Raw genomic sequence first — 13,485 nt, forward strand, 5'->3', positions numbered from 1 at the left:
GTTTTCAATTTAGATCCAGGAGACGGAAATGTCATACAGTGGCGAACGAGATAACTTTGCACCCCATATGGCTCTGGTGCCAATGGTTATTGAACAGACCTCACGTGGTGAGCGATCTTTTGATATCTATTCCCGTCTGCTCAAGGAACGCGTTATCTTTCTGACCGGCCAGGTGGAAGACCACATGGCTAACCTGATCGTGGCGCAGATGCTGTTTCTGGAAGCGGAAAACCCGGAAAAAGACATTTACCTGTACATCAACTCCCCGGGGGGCGTGATTACAGCGGGGATGTCCATTTATGACACCATGCAATTCATCAAGCCAGATGTCAGCACTATCTGTATGGGTCAGGCTGCATCTATGGGCGCGTTCCTGTTAACAGCAGGGGCGAAAGGTAAGCGTTTCTGCTTGCCAAATTCCCGCGTGATGATTCACCAGCCGCTGGGCGGTTACCAGGGGCAGGCGACGGATATCGAAATCCACGCCCGCGAAATTCTGAAAGTAAAAGCGCGCATGAATGAACTTATGGCGCAGCATACGGGTCAACCACTCGAGCAGATCGAGCGCGATACCGAGCGCGATCGCTTCCTCTCTGCACCAGAGGCAGTTGAGTACGGCTTAGTCGACTCCGTGTTGACCCATCGTAATTGATGCCCGCGACGCGAGTGTGCCGCTATACTAAGGTAGGGCGGCACGCTGCTTATTGCAGCTTGCGTCTTAGATTGGCATTTGCGTCGTCATGTGCGGCACAAAGAACTTAAAAAGAGGTTTGGACTCATGACAGATAAACGCAAAGATGGTTCGGGCAAACTGCTGTACTGCTCTTTTTGCGGCAAAAGCCAGCATGAAGTGCGTAAACTGATTGCCGGGCCGTCCGTGTATATCTGCGACGAATGTGTCGATTTATGTAACGACATCATTCGCGAAGAGATTAAAGAAGTCGCACCGCACCGTGAGCGCAGCGCGCTGCCAACGCCGCATGAAATTCGTCATCACCTTGACGACTACGTCATCGGACAGGAGCAGGCCAAGAAAGTGCTGGCGGTAGCGGTCTATAACCACTACAAACGTCTGCGTAACGGCGACACCAGCAATGGCGTAGAACTGGGTAAAAGTAACATTCTGCTGATCGGCCCAACCGGTTCCGGTAAAACGCTGCTGGCTGAAACCCTGGCGCGTCTGCTTGATGTTCCGTTCACCATGGCGGATGCCACCACCCTGACCGAGGCCGGTTATGTGGGTGAGGATGTTGAAAACATCATCCAGAAACTGCTGCAGAAATGCGATTACGACGTACAGAAAGCCCAGCGCGGGATTGTTTACATCGATGAGATCGACAAGATCTCCCGTAAATCCGACAACCCGTCCATTACCCGTGACGTATCGGGTGAAGGCGTACAGCAGGCACTGCTGAAGCTGATCGAAGGTACGGTTGCCGCTGTTCCGCCACAGGGTGGTCGTAAACATCCGCAGCAGGAGTTCCTGCAGGTTGATACCTCCAAGATCCTGTTCATCTGTGGCGGTGCGTTTGCTGGTCTGGATAAAGTCATCTCCCACCGTGTTGAAACCGGCTCCGGCATTGGTTTTGGCGCAACGGTGAAATCGACGTCCGAAAAACCAAACGAAGGTGAACTGCTGTCTCAGGTTGAACCGGAAGATCTGATCAAATTCGGTCTGATCCCTGAGTTCATCGGTCGTCTGCCGGTTGTGGCAACGCTGAATGAGCTGAGTGAAGACGCGCTGATCCAGATCCTGAAAGAGCCAAAAAATGCGCTGACCAAGCAGTATCAGGCGCTGTTCAATCTGGAAGGCGTTGACCTGGAATTCCGCGACGAAGCGCTGGATGCCATTGCCAAAAAAGCGATGGTCCGTAAAACCGGTGCTCGTGGTCTGCGTTCTATCGTTGAAGCGGCACTGCTCGACACCATGTACGATCTGCCGTCGATGGAAGACGTTGAGAAAGTGGTGATTGACGAGTCCGTCATCAGTGGTCAAACCAAGCCGCTGCTGATTTACGGTAAACCGGAAGCCCAGCAGGCATCTGGCGAATAATTCACCAAATCATACAAGCAGTTAATCAAAAAGGGGGGATTTTATCTCCCCTTTACTTTTTCCGTATTCATAGCGTTGAATGTGTGGCAAACATCCCCATATACTGGATACATGTTAATGGTTATGTGAAGCACAGTGACATGACCAGCTTACCTGGCGGACACTAACTAAGAGAGAGCTCTATGAATCCTGAGCGTTCTGAACGCATTGAAATCCCCGTATTGCCGTTGCGCGATGTGGTGGTTTATCCGCACATGGTCATACCCTTATTTGTAGGGCGGGAAAAATCTATCCGTTGCCTCGAAGCCGCTATGGATCATGATAAAAAAATCATGCTGGTGGCGCAGAAAGAAGCATCAACGGATGAGCCGGGTGTAAACGATCTTTTCACCGTCGGGACCGTGGCCTCTATTTTGCAGATGCTGAAGCTGCCTGACGGCACCGTGAAGGTGCTGGTAGAAGGGCTGCAGCGTGCGCGTATTACCACTCTGTCAGACGATGGCGAGCACTTCTCTGCGAAGGCAGAGTACCTTGATTCGCCTGAGCTTGATGAGCGCGAGCAGGAAGTGCTGGTGCGCACCGCGATTAGCCAGTTTGAAGGCTATATCAAGCTGAACAAGAAAATCCCACCAGAAGTGCTGACGTCGCTGAACAGCATCGACGATCCTGCGCGTCTGGCGGACACCATCGCTGCCCATATGCCGCTGAAGCTGGCTGACAAACAGTCCGTGCTGGAAATGTCCGACGTTAACGAACGTCTGGAATACCTGATGGCGATGATGGAGTCCGAAATCGATCTGCTGCAGGTTGAGAAGCGCATTCGCAACCGCGTGAAAAAGCAGATGGAGAAATCCCAGCGTGAGTACTATCTGAATGAGCAAATGAAGGCCATTCAGAAAGAGCTGGGCGAGATGGACGACGCGCCGGACGAAAACGAAGCGCTGAAGCGTAAGATCGACGCGGCGAAGATGCCGAAAGAGGCGAAAGAGAAAGCCGAAGCAGAACTGCAGAAGCTGAAAATGATGTCTCCAATGTCGGCTGAAGCGACCGTTGTACGCGGCTATATTGAGTGGATGGTGCAGGTTCCGTGGAACGCCCGCAGCAAGGTCAAAAAAGACCTGCGTCAGGCGCAGGAAATCCTGGATACTGACCACTACGGCCTGGAACGCGTGAAAGACCGCATTCTTGAGTACCTCGCGGTACAGAGCCGTGTAAACAAAATCAAAGGCCCAATTCTGTGCCTGGTCGGGCCGCCGGGGGTGGGCAAAACCTCTCTGGGTCAGTCCATCGCCAAAGCGACCGGACGTAAGTATATCCGTATGGCGCTGGGTGGCGTACGCGATGAGGCGGAAATCCGCGGTCACCGCCGTACCTACATCGGTTCTATGCCGGGTAAACTGATCCAGAAGATGGCGAAAGTGGGGGTTAAAAACCCGCTGTTCCTGCTCGATGAGATCGATAAGATGTCGTCGGACATGCGTGGCGACCCTGCGTCTGCACTGCTGGAAGTGCTTGATCCAGAACAGAACGTGGCGTTCAGCGATCACTACCTGGAAGTGGACTACGACCTGAGCGATGTGATGTTCGTGGCGACCTCCAACTCCATGAACATTCCGGCCCCGCTGCTGGACCGTATGGAAGTGATCCGTCTCTCCGGTTATACCGAAGATGAGAAGCTGAACATTGCTAAGCAGCACCTGCTGCCGAAACAGATCGAGCGTAACGCGCTGAAAGCCAACGAGCTGACCGTCGAGGACAGCGCGATTATCGGCATCATTCGCTACTACACCCGTGAAGCGGGCGTGCGTAGCCTTGAGCGTGAAATCTCTAAACTGTGCCGTAAGGCGGTGAAACAGCTGCTGCTGGATAAGAGCCTGAAAAACATTGTGATTAACGGCGATAATCTGCATGCGTACCTGGGCGTCCAGCGCTTCGACTACGGTCGCGCGGACAACGAAAACCGCGTTGGTCAGGTGACTGGCCTGGCATGGACGGAAGTGGGTGGCGATCTGCTGACCATCGAAACCGCCTGTGTGCCAGGTAAAGGCAAACTGACCTACACCGGCTCGCTGGGTGAAGTGATGCAGGAGTCCATCCAGGCGGCGCTGACCGTGGTGCGCGCACGTGCGGAGAAACTGGGTATCAACCCTGATTTCTACGAAAAACGCGACATCCACGTGCACGTACCTGAAGGGGCGACGCCGAAAGATGGTCCAAGCGCGGGTATTGCCATGTGTACCGCTCTGGTTTCCTGTCTGACAGGGAACCCGGTGCGTGCTGATGTGGCAATGACCGGTGAAATCACGCTGCGTGGTCAGGTTCTGCCGATTGGTGGTTTAAAAGAAAAACTGCTGGCGGCGCACCGCGGTGGGATCAAAACCGTATTGATCCCTTACGAAAATAAACGCGATCTGGAAGAGATTCCGGACAACGTGATTGCCGATCTGCAGATTCATCCTGTTAAGCGAATTGAGGAAGTTCTCAGTCTCGCACTGCAGAATGAACCCTCCGGAATGCAGGTTGTAACCGCAAAATAGTGACCTCGCGCAAAGAGCGTCAATAAAAACAAGGCTGGTAAGTCATTTCGCACTTGCCAGCCTTTTTTTGTATAGCTAATTTAGATTGCTGATTAGGTCAGCCATCAACAACGGGTGTTGTAAGGTCATGGCAGGCCTGATATAACTGCTGCGCGGTCGCGTTGTGAAGGATTCAGGCGCGATATAAATTATAAAGAGAGGAAGAGAACAGTGAATAAATCTCAACTGATTGACAAAATTGCTGCTGGTGCTGATATTTCTAAAGCTGCAGCTGGACGTGCCTTAGATGCATTAATTGCTTCTGTTACTGAATCTCTGCAGGCTGGGGACGACGTTGCACTGGTAGGCTTCGGTACTTTTGCTGTTAAAGAGCGTGCTGCCCGTACTGGCCGCAACCCTCAGACCGGTAAAGAGATCACCATTGCTGCTGCTAAAGTGCCGGGTTTCCGTGCAGGTAAAGCGCTGAAAGACGCAGTAAACTGATTGCTTTCCCGTTTCAGGGAAGCCGGAAAGTACAAGGGCGCATCATTTGATGTGCCTTTTTTGTTTGTCCAGACCTGATTTGTGCGAGTTTATGCGAGTTGTGGGCTGACAATCGCCCCGTTTTCTTGTCACAATACACCTTCACGCGCGACGGGCAGGATTTTCCGTCAGCGTCAGGTAACCAGTCACCTACAGCGGAGTGTTGTTACACCATGATGGACAGCTTACGCACGGCTGCTAACAGTCTCGTGCTCAAGATTATTTTCGGTATCATTATCGTGTCGTTCATATTGACCGGCGTGAGCAGTTACCTTATTGGCGGTGGCGCAAACTATGCCGCAAAAGTGAATGGCCAGGAGATCAGCCGTGGTCAGTTCGAGAATGCTTTTGCCGGTGAACGTAACCGTATGCAGCAACAGCTGGGCGACCAATTCTCTGAACTGGCGGCGAACGAAGGGTACATGAAGACCCTGCGCCAGCAGACACTGAACCGTCTTATCGACGAAGCGCTTCTGGATCAGTATGCCAAAAAACTGGGCCTTGGCATCAGCGATGAGCAGGTGAAAAAAGCCATCTTCTCCACCCAGGCTTTCCAGTCTAACGGTAAATTCGACAACGCGCGTTATAACAGCATCGTCAACCAGATGGGCATGACGGCCGATCAGTACGCGCAGGCTCTGCGTAATCAGCTGACCACCCAGCAGCTCATCAATGCCGTTGTGGGCACCGATTTCATGCTCAAAGGTGAAACGGACGAACTGGCCGCGCTGGTGGCGCAGCAGCGCGTTGTACGCGAAGCGACTATTGATGTGAACGCCCTGGCGGCGAAACAGCAGGTGAGCGACGCTGACGTTAACGCTTACTACGAGCAGAACAAGAATTCCTTTGTTTCTCCAGAGCAGTTCCGTGTGAGCTACATCAAGCTGGATGCTGCCGCGCTGCAGGAAACCGCGTCTGATGCGGAAATCCAGTCTTACTACGACCAGCATCAGGATCAGTTCACTCAGCCGCAGCGTAACCGCTACAGCGTGATTCAGACGAAGACCGAGGCTGATGCCAAAGCGGTACTGGAAGAGCTGAATAAAGGCGCTGATTTCGCGACCGTTGCGAAAGCGAAATCCACCGACATTATCTCTGCGAAAAACGGCGGTGATATGGGATGGCTGGAAGACGCGACCACACCGGATGAGCTGAAAAATGCCGGTCTGAAAGAGAAAGGTCAACTTTCTGGCGTCATCAAGTCTTCCGTTGGTTTCCTGGTCGCGCGTCTGGACGACATCACCGTGGCGAAAACCAAGCCTCTGGCTGAGGTTCGCGACGATATCGCGGCGAAAGTGAAACAGGAAAAAGCGCTGGATGCCTACTACGCGCTGCAGCAGAAGGTGAGCGATGCTGCCAGCAACGACAACGAATCTCTGGCGGGTGCTGAGCAGGCGGCGGGTGTGAAGGCGGTTGAGACGGCCTGGTTTGGTCGTGACAACCTGCCGGAAGAGCTGAACTTTAAACCGGTTTCCGATGCCATCTTCAATGGTGGTCTGGTGGGTGAGAACGGCACGCCGGGCAGTAACTCTGACATCATTACCGTCGACGGCGATCGTGCGTTTGTGTTGCGCGTCAGCGAGCACAAGCCAGAAGCGGTCAAACCGCTGGCGGACGTGAAGGATCAGGTCGTTGCCCAGGTTAAGCACAACAAAGCGGAACAGCAGGCGAAACTGGATGCTGAAAAGATTCTGTCTGATTTGAAAGCGGGTAAAGAAGACGCGCTGAAAGCGGCTGGCCTGAGCTTCGGTGAAGCGAAAACGCTGAGCCGTACCGGCCAGGACCCAATCAGCCAGGCCGCGTTTGGTCTGACTCTGCCTGCGAAGGACAAGCCAAGCTTCGGTACCACCACCGATGCGCAGGGTAACGTCGTTCTGCTGGCGCTGGATGAAGTAAAAGCCGGCACCCTGCCAGACGCGCAGAAGAAAGCGATGGTTCAGGGGATTACCCAGAACAATGCTCAGATTGCCTTCGAAGCCATGATGAGCAACCTGCGTAAAGAAGCCAAAATCAAGCTGGGTGATGTGATGACTCAGCAGCAGTAATTACGTGTCTGCTCGCAGATTTTCGTAACGCTCTGCAATAACTAAAGGCCGCTTTCGCGGCCTTTTCCATTTCTGCAATCTGCTGTTTGTGCCGGGTTTATCTGGCGGCTATCGTGACGTGGCTGTCAACAAACAAGGAGATAACAGCATGAAATGTGGAATCAAAGCACTGTTAATTACGCTGGCTATTGCCACCACCGGGATGAGCGCGGGCGCGCTGGCGGCGACGCCCGCCGCCAAACCACAGGCTACGCAGAGCAAGTCCGACGCAGCCGCGCCGGTGCAAGGGCAAACCAAAGCGACTGACGCCGGTAAAAATGCGGATGATGACGGTACGCGGGTGAGTATCAATTCGGCCTCGGCGGAAGATCTGGCCCGCGTGATGAATGGCGTCGGCCTGAAAAAAGCGCAGGCCATCGTCAGCTACCGCGAAGAGTATGGTCCTTTCAAAACGGTCGACGATCTCAAACAGGTTCCGGGCATGGGGGGCGCACTGGTTGAGCGCAACCTCTCACACCTGACGCTGTAATTACGCAATTTCTTGCACTGCGGCAAAATTTTGCCAGGATAAAGAGGTCATACCAGTTATGACCTCTCATCCTACAATAACAGTAAAGGCAATTGCGCTATGCAGACAAAAATCAAAGTACGCGGTTTTCATCTCGACGTTTACCAGCATGTGAACAACGCTCGCTATCTTGAGTTTCTTGAAGAAGCGCGCTGGGACGGGCTGGAAAATAGCGAAAGTTTTCAGTGGCTGACCGCGCACAACATCGCGTTTGTGGTCGTCAATATCAATATCAACTACCGGCGTCCGGCCGTGCTGGGCGATGTGCTCACGGTGACCAGCCAGGTGCAGCAGATCAACGGCAAAAGCGGGGTGCTAAGCCAGGTGGTGACGCTCGATCCTGAAGGGCAGGTGGTGGCTGATGCGCTGATTACTTTTGTCTGTATCGATCTGAAAACGCAGAAAGCGCTGCCGCTGGAAGGGGAACTGCGGGAAAAGCTGGAGTTGATGATCGCGTAGGAATTTGTCTTTTATAAAAGACAAAAGGGTTTTTCAGGGATAGAATAATGGACAGGGACTACGTTGTTGAACGTTACCGGACCCGTGACGGAAAAGTGCCGTTTGAAGAGTGGGTAGCCAGAATGAATCGAAAGGATCCGGATATGGTTTTCCGGATCCTTATGCGGATTAACCGTGCGATAAAACGTAATTTTGGCGATTACAGGTATCTCAGGGAAGGTGTTTGGGAGATGCGAGTCGACAGTGGCCCCGGCTACAGAATCTATTTTTCAGTAGAGAATCGGCAGGTTTTATTGTTACTGATCGGTGGTGACAAAAAGAGCCAAAAAGCAGATATCCAACTGGCAGTAGATTACTGGAAAGATCATCAAACAAAAGGACATTCCAATGAGTGCCGCTGAACGAAAATATTCGAGCTCCGTTAACCACCATGATGCTGTTGTGAAAATGCTGCGAGAGAATCCTTCCTACGCTCAGCGTTATCTGCAAACGGCCCTGGAAGAGATCTATGAAGACCAGGGGATCCCTGCTTATCTCATTGCACTCCGTCAGGTCATCGAAGCGCGAGGCGGTATCGGAGAAATTTCTACCAAAGCAGGTCTGTCCCGCCAGCAGCTATACCGAACCTTATCAGACAACGGCAACCCAACGCTGACAACGCTGATGAAAGTCACCCGTGCTGCCGGTGTGAAACTGTTCGACAGCACGGTCAAATAGCCCTATTTAAGCCCGGTCTTTTTCTGCATCGCGGCCATCACGCCGACTTTATCGGCAAGATAGTGGTTCAGCCCGTTAGCGCGAAGATTACAGGCCGCGCAGTGGCCGCAACCGTCGCCTTTGATACCGTTATAGCAGGTGAGCGTTTCGCTGCGAACGAGGTCCAGCTTGCCCCAGTAGTCCGCCAGCGCCCAGGTTTCTGCTTTATCCAGCCACATGAGCGGGGTTTCAAAGCGCGTCTCTTTCGCCATCCCCAGATTGACGGCGTGGTTTAACGCTTTCACGAACTCATCACGACAGTCCGGGTAGCCGGAGAAGTCGGTCTCGCACACGCCCGTGATCACCGCTTCGGCTTTTACCTGGTAAGCGTAGATCGCCGTCAGGGTCAGGAAGAGGATATTACGACCCGGCACGAAGGTATTCGGAATGCCGCTGGCATCGGGTTCGTAGTCCGGGACGGGAATACTGTCCCGGGTGAGGCTGCTTACGGCCAGTTCATTTAACAGCGTAACGTCCAGCACCTTGTGCGCGCGTGCGCCCAGTTTCAGGGCAAGTTCACGGGCAACGTCGATTTCAGCGCGATGACGCTGACCATAATCGAAAGTCACACAGTGAACTTCATCGTACTGATGAAGAGCCTGAACCAGGCAGGTAGTAGAGTCTTGTCCTCCGCTGAACACGACGACGGCACGTTTCATAAATCATCTCGACTGTTACGGTAAAAACGTTATGTTACCGTCAGACCACGACGGCGACCAGCTTCTTCACGATTTAGGGGCGGGCAGCCAGGCTTCGGTAAAGTCAAACCAGCCGCGGGTGTTGAGGCGTATGCCGTTGACACCCGGCGGGGCGCTGATCTGGTATTGATAATTGAACAGTGGGGTGATCACCGCCTTTTCCATGAGTCCGGAGAAAATGGCCCTGAGCCCGGCATGTCTGGCCTGCTCATCGGACTGAGTCTGTACCGCATCCAGCGTGGCCTGCAGATGGGCATATTGCGGCGCGCTCAGCAGGTGTGGCCAGAGGGCATCACAGCGTAGCCACTGCTCAAGCGTATATTCCGGCGCTTCGCCAATCAGCCTGTCACCCATCATGAGATCCGCGTCCGCCAGTTGCTGGCATCCGTCCCAGGTTTTTGCGTCGTGAAAGATAACCGTTAGCTCGCAGCCCTGCTGTGCAAGGTACTGTTTTAGCTGACGCGCCATCGTGTGCAACTCAACCGGCAAATGGTAAATCAGGGTTAAGGTCTCCGGCAGGGGGACATGTGCCAGATCCGACCACTGAGGGATCGCCCATCCGGGCAGTAATTCCTCTGTTGGGGTAATCAGCCCCTCGTTAAGCGGTAGCGTGTGCAGAAGCGATGAGAGATGAATGATGTTAATGAGCCGTCGTGCCTGCATTTCACTCAGCCGCGGGCTTTGCTTCAGGGTGAGATAGCAAAAGCCAAGACTGGTACTGTTCGTCACCAGGCGCAGGCTTTCAAGTTCATCCGGCTCGCCAATGGCGATCTGCACCGGATGGCGACAGCTGGTACCCAGCCCATAGTCAAACAGCGACGGTGTGATCCAGTATTCGATAGCCTTAAGCAGCGGGTGGCTGAGATGGTACTGTTCGTGGCTTTCCAGACGAACCAGATCCGGCGCATACACGCTGAGTCTGAAGGGGCCGCAGCCCGTCTGCGGCTGTTCGGGATGTGCAAGCCGGCTACAGTAGGTGGCGAGGCGGTGTGCCAGCCAGTAATCCGGCTGGTGCAGTGTGAACGTCAGACACTGGGGATGGGTGACGTCAATGCGCAGGACGCTTTGGAACAGTTTACGCAGGGCGGGTAAGGCAAAAAGCGCATTCAGGCTTTGCTGAAGCTGTCCGGTTTCGACCTTATCGCCGTTATGCCAGTGCAGAGTGGAACGAATATAGAAATGCCAGCGCAAACCGTCCGTCGACACCTCCCAGTGATGAGCGAGATCGCCCGTGGGTTCACTGCTGTTGCCGTGAAATCGCGTCAGTCCGGAGAATACCTGTCCAGCAAGATGCTGCTCCGCCCGACCAGGTAAAAAACCCGGCTGAAGCGGATCCAGTGAGCGGTAATAGGGGATGCGCAGCGTCGGCGTGTCGTTTTGCCACTGCCCGCCTAAAAACGGATGTAGCAACGATCGTAATTCTGCAGGGGCAAGCTGTGCCAGTTCCAGCGCGTTATGCTGCTGCCCGCTCTTCAGCGCCTCCTCCATCATCGCATTGCGCAGTGACTCCGGCGTGACATGGAACGTAAGCTCACCCCGCTTACCGCGGCCAGACTGCGCTCGCCAGCTCAGCCAGCCCGCCTCCTGGGCCTGACGCAGCAGCGTTCGGACATGCCGCTCGCTACAAAAACAGCGGGCGGCCAGCTCGCTGATGGTGACCTGTTGCGTTGCACCCTGGGAAGGCTGCCACAGGCGGTGATACTGGTTGAGTCGATTGAGCTGGCGCATAAGAAACCCGGAACAATAATTATCATCTATTCACTATTACTTCCGTATATCTCACACGATACTGATGCACAAGTTAACCGCATCACATTTCGGGAGTAATCATGGCTCGGCTCGCTGCATTTGATATGGACGGTACGTTGTTAATGCCGGATCACCGTTTAGGGGAAAAAACCCTGAACACGCTGAAGCGCCTGCACGAGCGTAATGTCACCCTGACGTTTGCCACCGGGCGTCATGTGCTGGAAATGCGCCACCTGCTGGGGGCGTTTTCCCTCGACGCCTTTCTGATCACCGGCAACGGGACGCGAATTCACTCCGTAGAAGGCGACGTGCTGCACCGACAGGATCTCAACCCGGAAGTGGCGGACATCGTGCTGCACAGCACCTGGGACACGCAGGCCAGCATCCACGTCTTTAACGATCGGGGCTGGTTTACCGGAAGTGAAATCCCTGAATTATTGCACGCGCATGTTTACAGCGGCTTTAAATACCAGCTTATCGATCTGCGTCGGATCCCCGCCCATGCGGTAACTAAGATCTGCTTCTGCGGCGATCACGACGATCTGTGCCGCTTACGGATTCAACTGAATGAGGCGCTGGGCGACCGGGCGCACCTGACCTTCTCAGCGGTGGATTGCCTGGAAGTGCTGCCGGTGGGCTGTAACAAAGGTTCCGCTCTGGCGGTTCTGAGCGACCACCTGGGCTTAACGCTGCAGGAGTGTATGGCGTTCGGTGACGCCATGAACGACCGCGAAATGCTGGGCAGCGTAGGTCGCGGTCTGATCATGGGGAATGCGATGGCGCAGCTGAAAGCAGAACTTCCTCATCTGCCGGTTATCGGCCACTGCCGTAATGAAGCGGTGTCCCATTTTTTGACGCATTGGCTGGACAACAACAACCTCCCATATTCCCCCGAATAGTGAGACCCTTCCAGCAAGCCAGACTTCGGTCTGGCTTTTTTTATTTCACAAGCTGCGCAATCTGCGCTTTCCACGGCGTGATGTCGCCAATGTTGGCCTGCACCCACTCCGCGTTGTAGTAGGTTTCAAGATAACGCTCGCCGCTGTCACACAGCAGCGTGACGATGGAACCGGTGCGCCCCTCTTCGCGCATACGTGCGGCAAGCTGCAGCGCGCCCCACATATTTGTGCCCGTGGAGGCACCCACCTTGCGGCCAAGCTGCGTTTCCAGCCAGTGCGCCGTTGCCACGCTGGCGGCATCCGGTACGCGCATCATCTCGTCCACCACGTCGGGGATGAAAGAGGGCTCCACGCGCGGGCGGCCAATCCCTTCAATTTTACTCCCCACCGGGCTGCGCAGGCCGGCATCGCGATTTTGCCAGTAGTCGAGGAACACGGAGTTCTGCGGGTCAACCACCATCAGCTGGGTATCGTAGCCCTGACAGCGGATGTAGCGTCCAATCGTGGCTGACGTGCCGCCGGTACCGGCGCTCATGACAATATACGACGGAACCGGATGCGGTTCGTGGGTCATCTGGCGGAAGATACTGTCGGCAATGTTGTTATTGCCGCGCCAGTCCGTTGCGCGCTCGGCGAAGGTGAACTGGTCCATATAGTGACCGTTCAGCTCACGGGCCAGCATTTCGGAGGCGGCGTAGATTTCGCAGGCGCTTCCCACAAAGTGGCAGCGACCGCCGTAAAATTCGATCTGCTCGATTTTGCGTTTTGCGGTGCATGACGGCATCACCGCGATAAACGGCAGGCCCAGCAGGCGGGCAAAATAGGCTTCGGACACCGCCGTTGAACCGGATGAGGATTCTATGATGGTGGTGCCTTCATTGATCCAGCCGTTACACAAACCGTATAAAAACAGCGAGCGCGCCAGGCGATGCTTCAGGCTACCGGTAGGATGGGTGCTTTCGTCTTTCAGATAGAGCTGAATGCCGTCAAATCCCGGCAGGGAAAGGCGAATCAGGTGCGTATCCGCCGAGCGCTGATAGTCGGCATTGATTTCGCTGATCGCATGTTTAACCCAGGTGCTATTCATCGTCGTTATCCGTTTGTCATTTTGTGCCTAGCATAGCGAAAAGCACAGAAAAAATTGTTGCTATCTGGCCTTTAAAATAGAATGAAGGGAGAAAAATTTTCTCTGTGAGGTG

The 13,485-nt window shown here is 54.2% G+C and carries 13 protein-coding genes; 10 read left to right on the plus strand and 3 right to left on the minus strand.

The annotated features are described in order from the left end of the window. Positions 1 to 28 precede the first annotated feature (28 nt). The 9 genes from clpP to GXP72_RS05035 all read left to right on the plus strand — a co-directional run bounded on the left by clpP (position 29) and on the right by GXP72_RS05035 (position 8,901). Complete coding sequence (clpP, locus tag GXP72_RS04995) at positions 29 to 652, plus strand: ATP-dependent Clp endopeptidase proteolytic subunit ClpP (protein WP_010428105.1); 624 nt, start codon at positions 29 to 31, stop codon at positions 650 to 652. A 126-nt stretch (positions 653 to 778) separates the two neighbouring features. Then, positions 779 to 2,053, plus strand: a complete 1,275-nt coding sequence (gene clpX / locus GXP72_RS05000) for an ATP-dependent protease ATP-binding subunit ClpX (RefSeq protein WP_023310570.1) — start codon at positions 779 to 781, stop codon at positions 2,051 to 2,053. Between the two features lie 182 nt (positions 2,054 to 2,235). Beyond that, entirely contained in the window at positions 2,236 to 4,590 is a 2,355-nt protein-coding gene (gene lon, locus GXP72_RS05005; protein WP_208763559.1) for an endopeptidase La, read from the plus strand. 210 nt (positions 4,591 to 4,800) lie between these two features. Beyond that, the gene (hupB, locus tag GXP72_RS05010) at positions 4,801 to 5,073 is read left to right on the plus strand and encodes a nucleoid-associated protein HU-beta (RefSeq protein ID WP_002444653.1); all 273 of its coding nucleotides are present in this window, start codon (positions 4,801 to 4,803) and stop codon (positions 5,071 to 5,073) included. A 212-nt stretch (positions 5,074 to 5,285) separates the two neighbouring features. Further along, positions 5,286 to 7,157, plus strand: coding sequence for a peptidylprolyl isomerase (ppiD, locus tag GXP72_RS05015; RefSeq protein ID WP_208763560.1), 1,872 nt, complete (start codon positions 5,286 to 5,288; stop codon positions 7,155 to 7,157). Between the two features lie 148 nt (positions 7,158 to 7,305). Further along, positions 7,306 to 7,686, plus strand: a complete 381-nt coding sequence (locus GXP72_RS05020) for a helix-hairpin-helix domain-containing protein (protein ID WP_061715872.1) — start codon at positions 7,306 to 7,308, stop codon at positions 7,684 to 7,686. Positions 7,687 to 7,785: 99 nt separating this feature from the next. Then, positions 7,786 to 8,184 (plus strand): YbgC/FadM family acyl-CoA thioesterase, encoded by a 399-nt coding sequence (locus tag GXP72_RS05025; protein ID WP_024906822.1) that lies wholly within the window; start codon positions 7,786 to 7,788, stop codon positions 8,182 to 8,184. Positions 8,185 to 8,231: 47 nt separating this feature from the next. Continuing rightward, entirely contained in the window at positions 8,232 to 8,585 is a 354-nt protein-coding gene (locus GXP72_RS05030) for a type II toxin-antitoxin system RelE/ParE family toxin (RefSeq protein ID WP_024906823.1), read from the plus strand. Further along, positions 8,572 to 8,901, plus strand: coding sequence for an addiction module antidote protein (locus GXP72_RS05035; RefSeq protein ID WP_024906824.1), 330 nt, complete (start codon positions 8,572 to 8,574; stop codon positions 8,899 to 8,901). The genes GXP72_RS05030 and GXP72_RS05035 overlap by 14 nt, the downstream gene beginning before the upstream one ends. Before the next feature lie 2 nt (positions 8,902 to 8,903). On the opposite strand, the gene queC is transcribed toward GXP72_RS05035, so the two are convergent. Then, a complete protein-coding gene (gene queC, locus GXP72_RS05040; protein WP_208763561.1) occupies positions 8,904 to 9,599 on the minus strand; it encodes a 7-cyano-7-deazaguanine synthase QueC in 696 nt (231 codons plus the stop codon). 66 nt (positions 9,600 to 9,665) lie between these two features. Beyond that, on the minus strand, positions 9,666 to 11,366 hold the full coding sequence (locus GXP72_RS05045; RefSeq protein ID WP_208763562.1) for an SgrR family transcriptional regulator: 1,701 nt from the start codon (positions 11,364 to 11,366) through the stop codon (positions 9,666 to 9,668). A 101-nt stretch (positions 11,367 to 11,467) separates the two neighbouring features. Here GXP72_RS05045 and cof point away from each other — a divergent pair, with 101 nt between their 5' ends. Beyond that, positions 11,468 to 12,286 carry an HMP-PP phosphatase gene (gene cof / locus GXP72_RS05050; protein WP_032661517.1) on the plus strand — a complete coding sequence of 273 codons (819 nt, stop codon included), beginning with the start codon at positions 11,468 to 11,470 and terminating at the stop codon, positions 12,284 to 12,286. Between the two features lie 40 nt (positions 12,287 to 12,326). On the opposite strand, the gene GXP72_RS05055 is transcribed toward cof, so the two are convergent. Further along, on the minus strand, positions 12,327 to 13,373 hold the full coding sequence (locus tag GXP72_RS05055) for a PLP-dependent cysteine synthase family protein (RefSeq protein WP_061715870.1): 1,047 nt from the start codon (positions 13,371 to 13,373) through the stop codon (positions 12,327 to 12,329). Between the last annotated feature and the right edge of the window lie 112 nt (positions 13,374 to 13,485).

Source organism: Enterobacter sp. SES19, from assembly GCF_011765665.1.
GTDB classification, from domain to species: Bacteria; Pseudomonadota; Gammaproteobacteria; order Enterobacterales; family Enterobacteriaceae; genus Enterobacter; species Enterobacter pseudoroggenkampii.

What these genes read in the sequence shown, in the direction of transcription:
- clpP (WP_010428105.1), top strand. Translation starts at nt 29, where the DNA reads ATGTCATACAGTGGCGAACGAGATAACTTTGCACCCCATATGGCTCTG.
- clpX (WP_023310570.1), top strand. Translation starts at nt 779, where the DNA reads ATGACAGATAAACGCAAAGATGGTTCGGGCAAACTGCTGTACTGCTCT.
- lon (WP_208763559.1), top strand. Translation starts at nt 2,236, where the DNA reads ATGAATCCTGAGCGTTCTGAACGCATTGAAATCCCCGTATTGCCGTTG.
- ppiD (WP_208763560.1), top strand. Translation starts at nt 5,286, where the DNA reads ATGATGGACAGCTTACGCACGGCTGCTAACAGTCTCGTGCTCAAGATT.
- GXP72_RS05020 (WP_061715872.1), top strand. Translation starts at nt 7,306, where the DNA reads ATGAAATGTGGAATCAAAGCACTGTTAATTACGCTGGCTATTGCCACC.
- GXP72_RS05025 (WP_024906822.1), top strand. Translation starts at nt 7,786, where the DNA reads ATGCAGACAAAAATCAAAGTACGCGGTTTTCATCTCGACGTTTACCAG.
- GXP72_RS05030 (WP_024906823.1), top strand. Translation starts at nt 8,232, where the DNA reads ATGGACAGGGACTACGTTGTTGAACGTTACCGGACCCGTGACGGAAAA.
- GXP72_RS05035 (WP_024906824.1), top strand. Translation starts at nt 8,572, where the DNA reads ATGAGTGCCGCTGAACGAAAATATTCGAGCTCCGTTAACCACCATGAT.
- queC (WP_208763561.1), bottom strand. Translation starts at nt 9,599, where the DNA reads ATGAAACGTGCCGTCGTCGTGTTCAGCGGAGGACAAGACTCTACTACC.
- GXP72_RS05045 (WP_208763562.1), bottom strand. Translation starts at nt 11,366, where the DNA reads ATGCGCCAGCTCAATCGACTCAACCAGTATCACCGCCTGTGGCAGCCT.
- cof (WP_032661517.1), top strand. Translation starts at nt 11,468, where the DNA reads ATGGCTCGGCTCGCTGCATTTGATATGGACGGTACGTTGTTAATGCCG.
- GXP72_RS05055 (WP_061715870.1), bottom strand. Translation starts at nt 13,373, where the DNA reads ATGAATAGCACCTGGGTTAAACATGCGATCAGCGAAATCAATGCCGAC.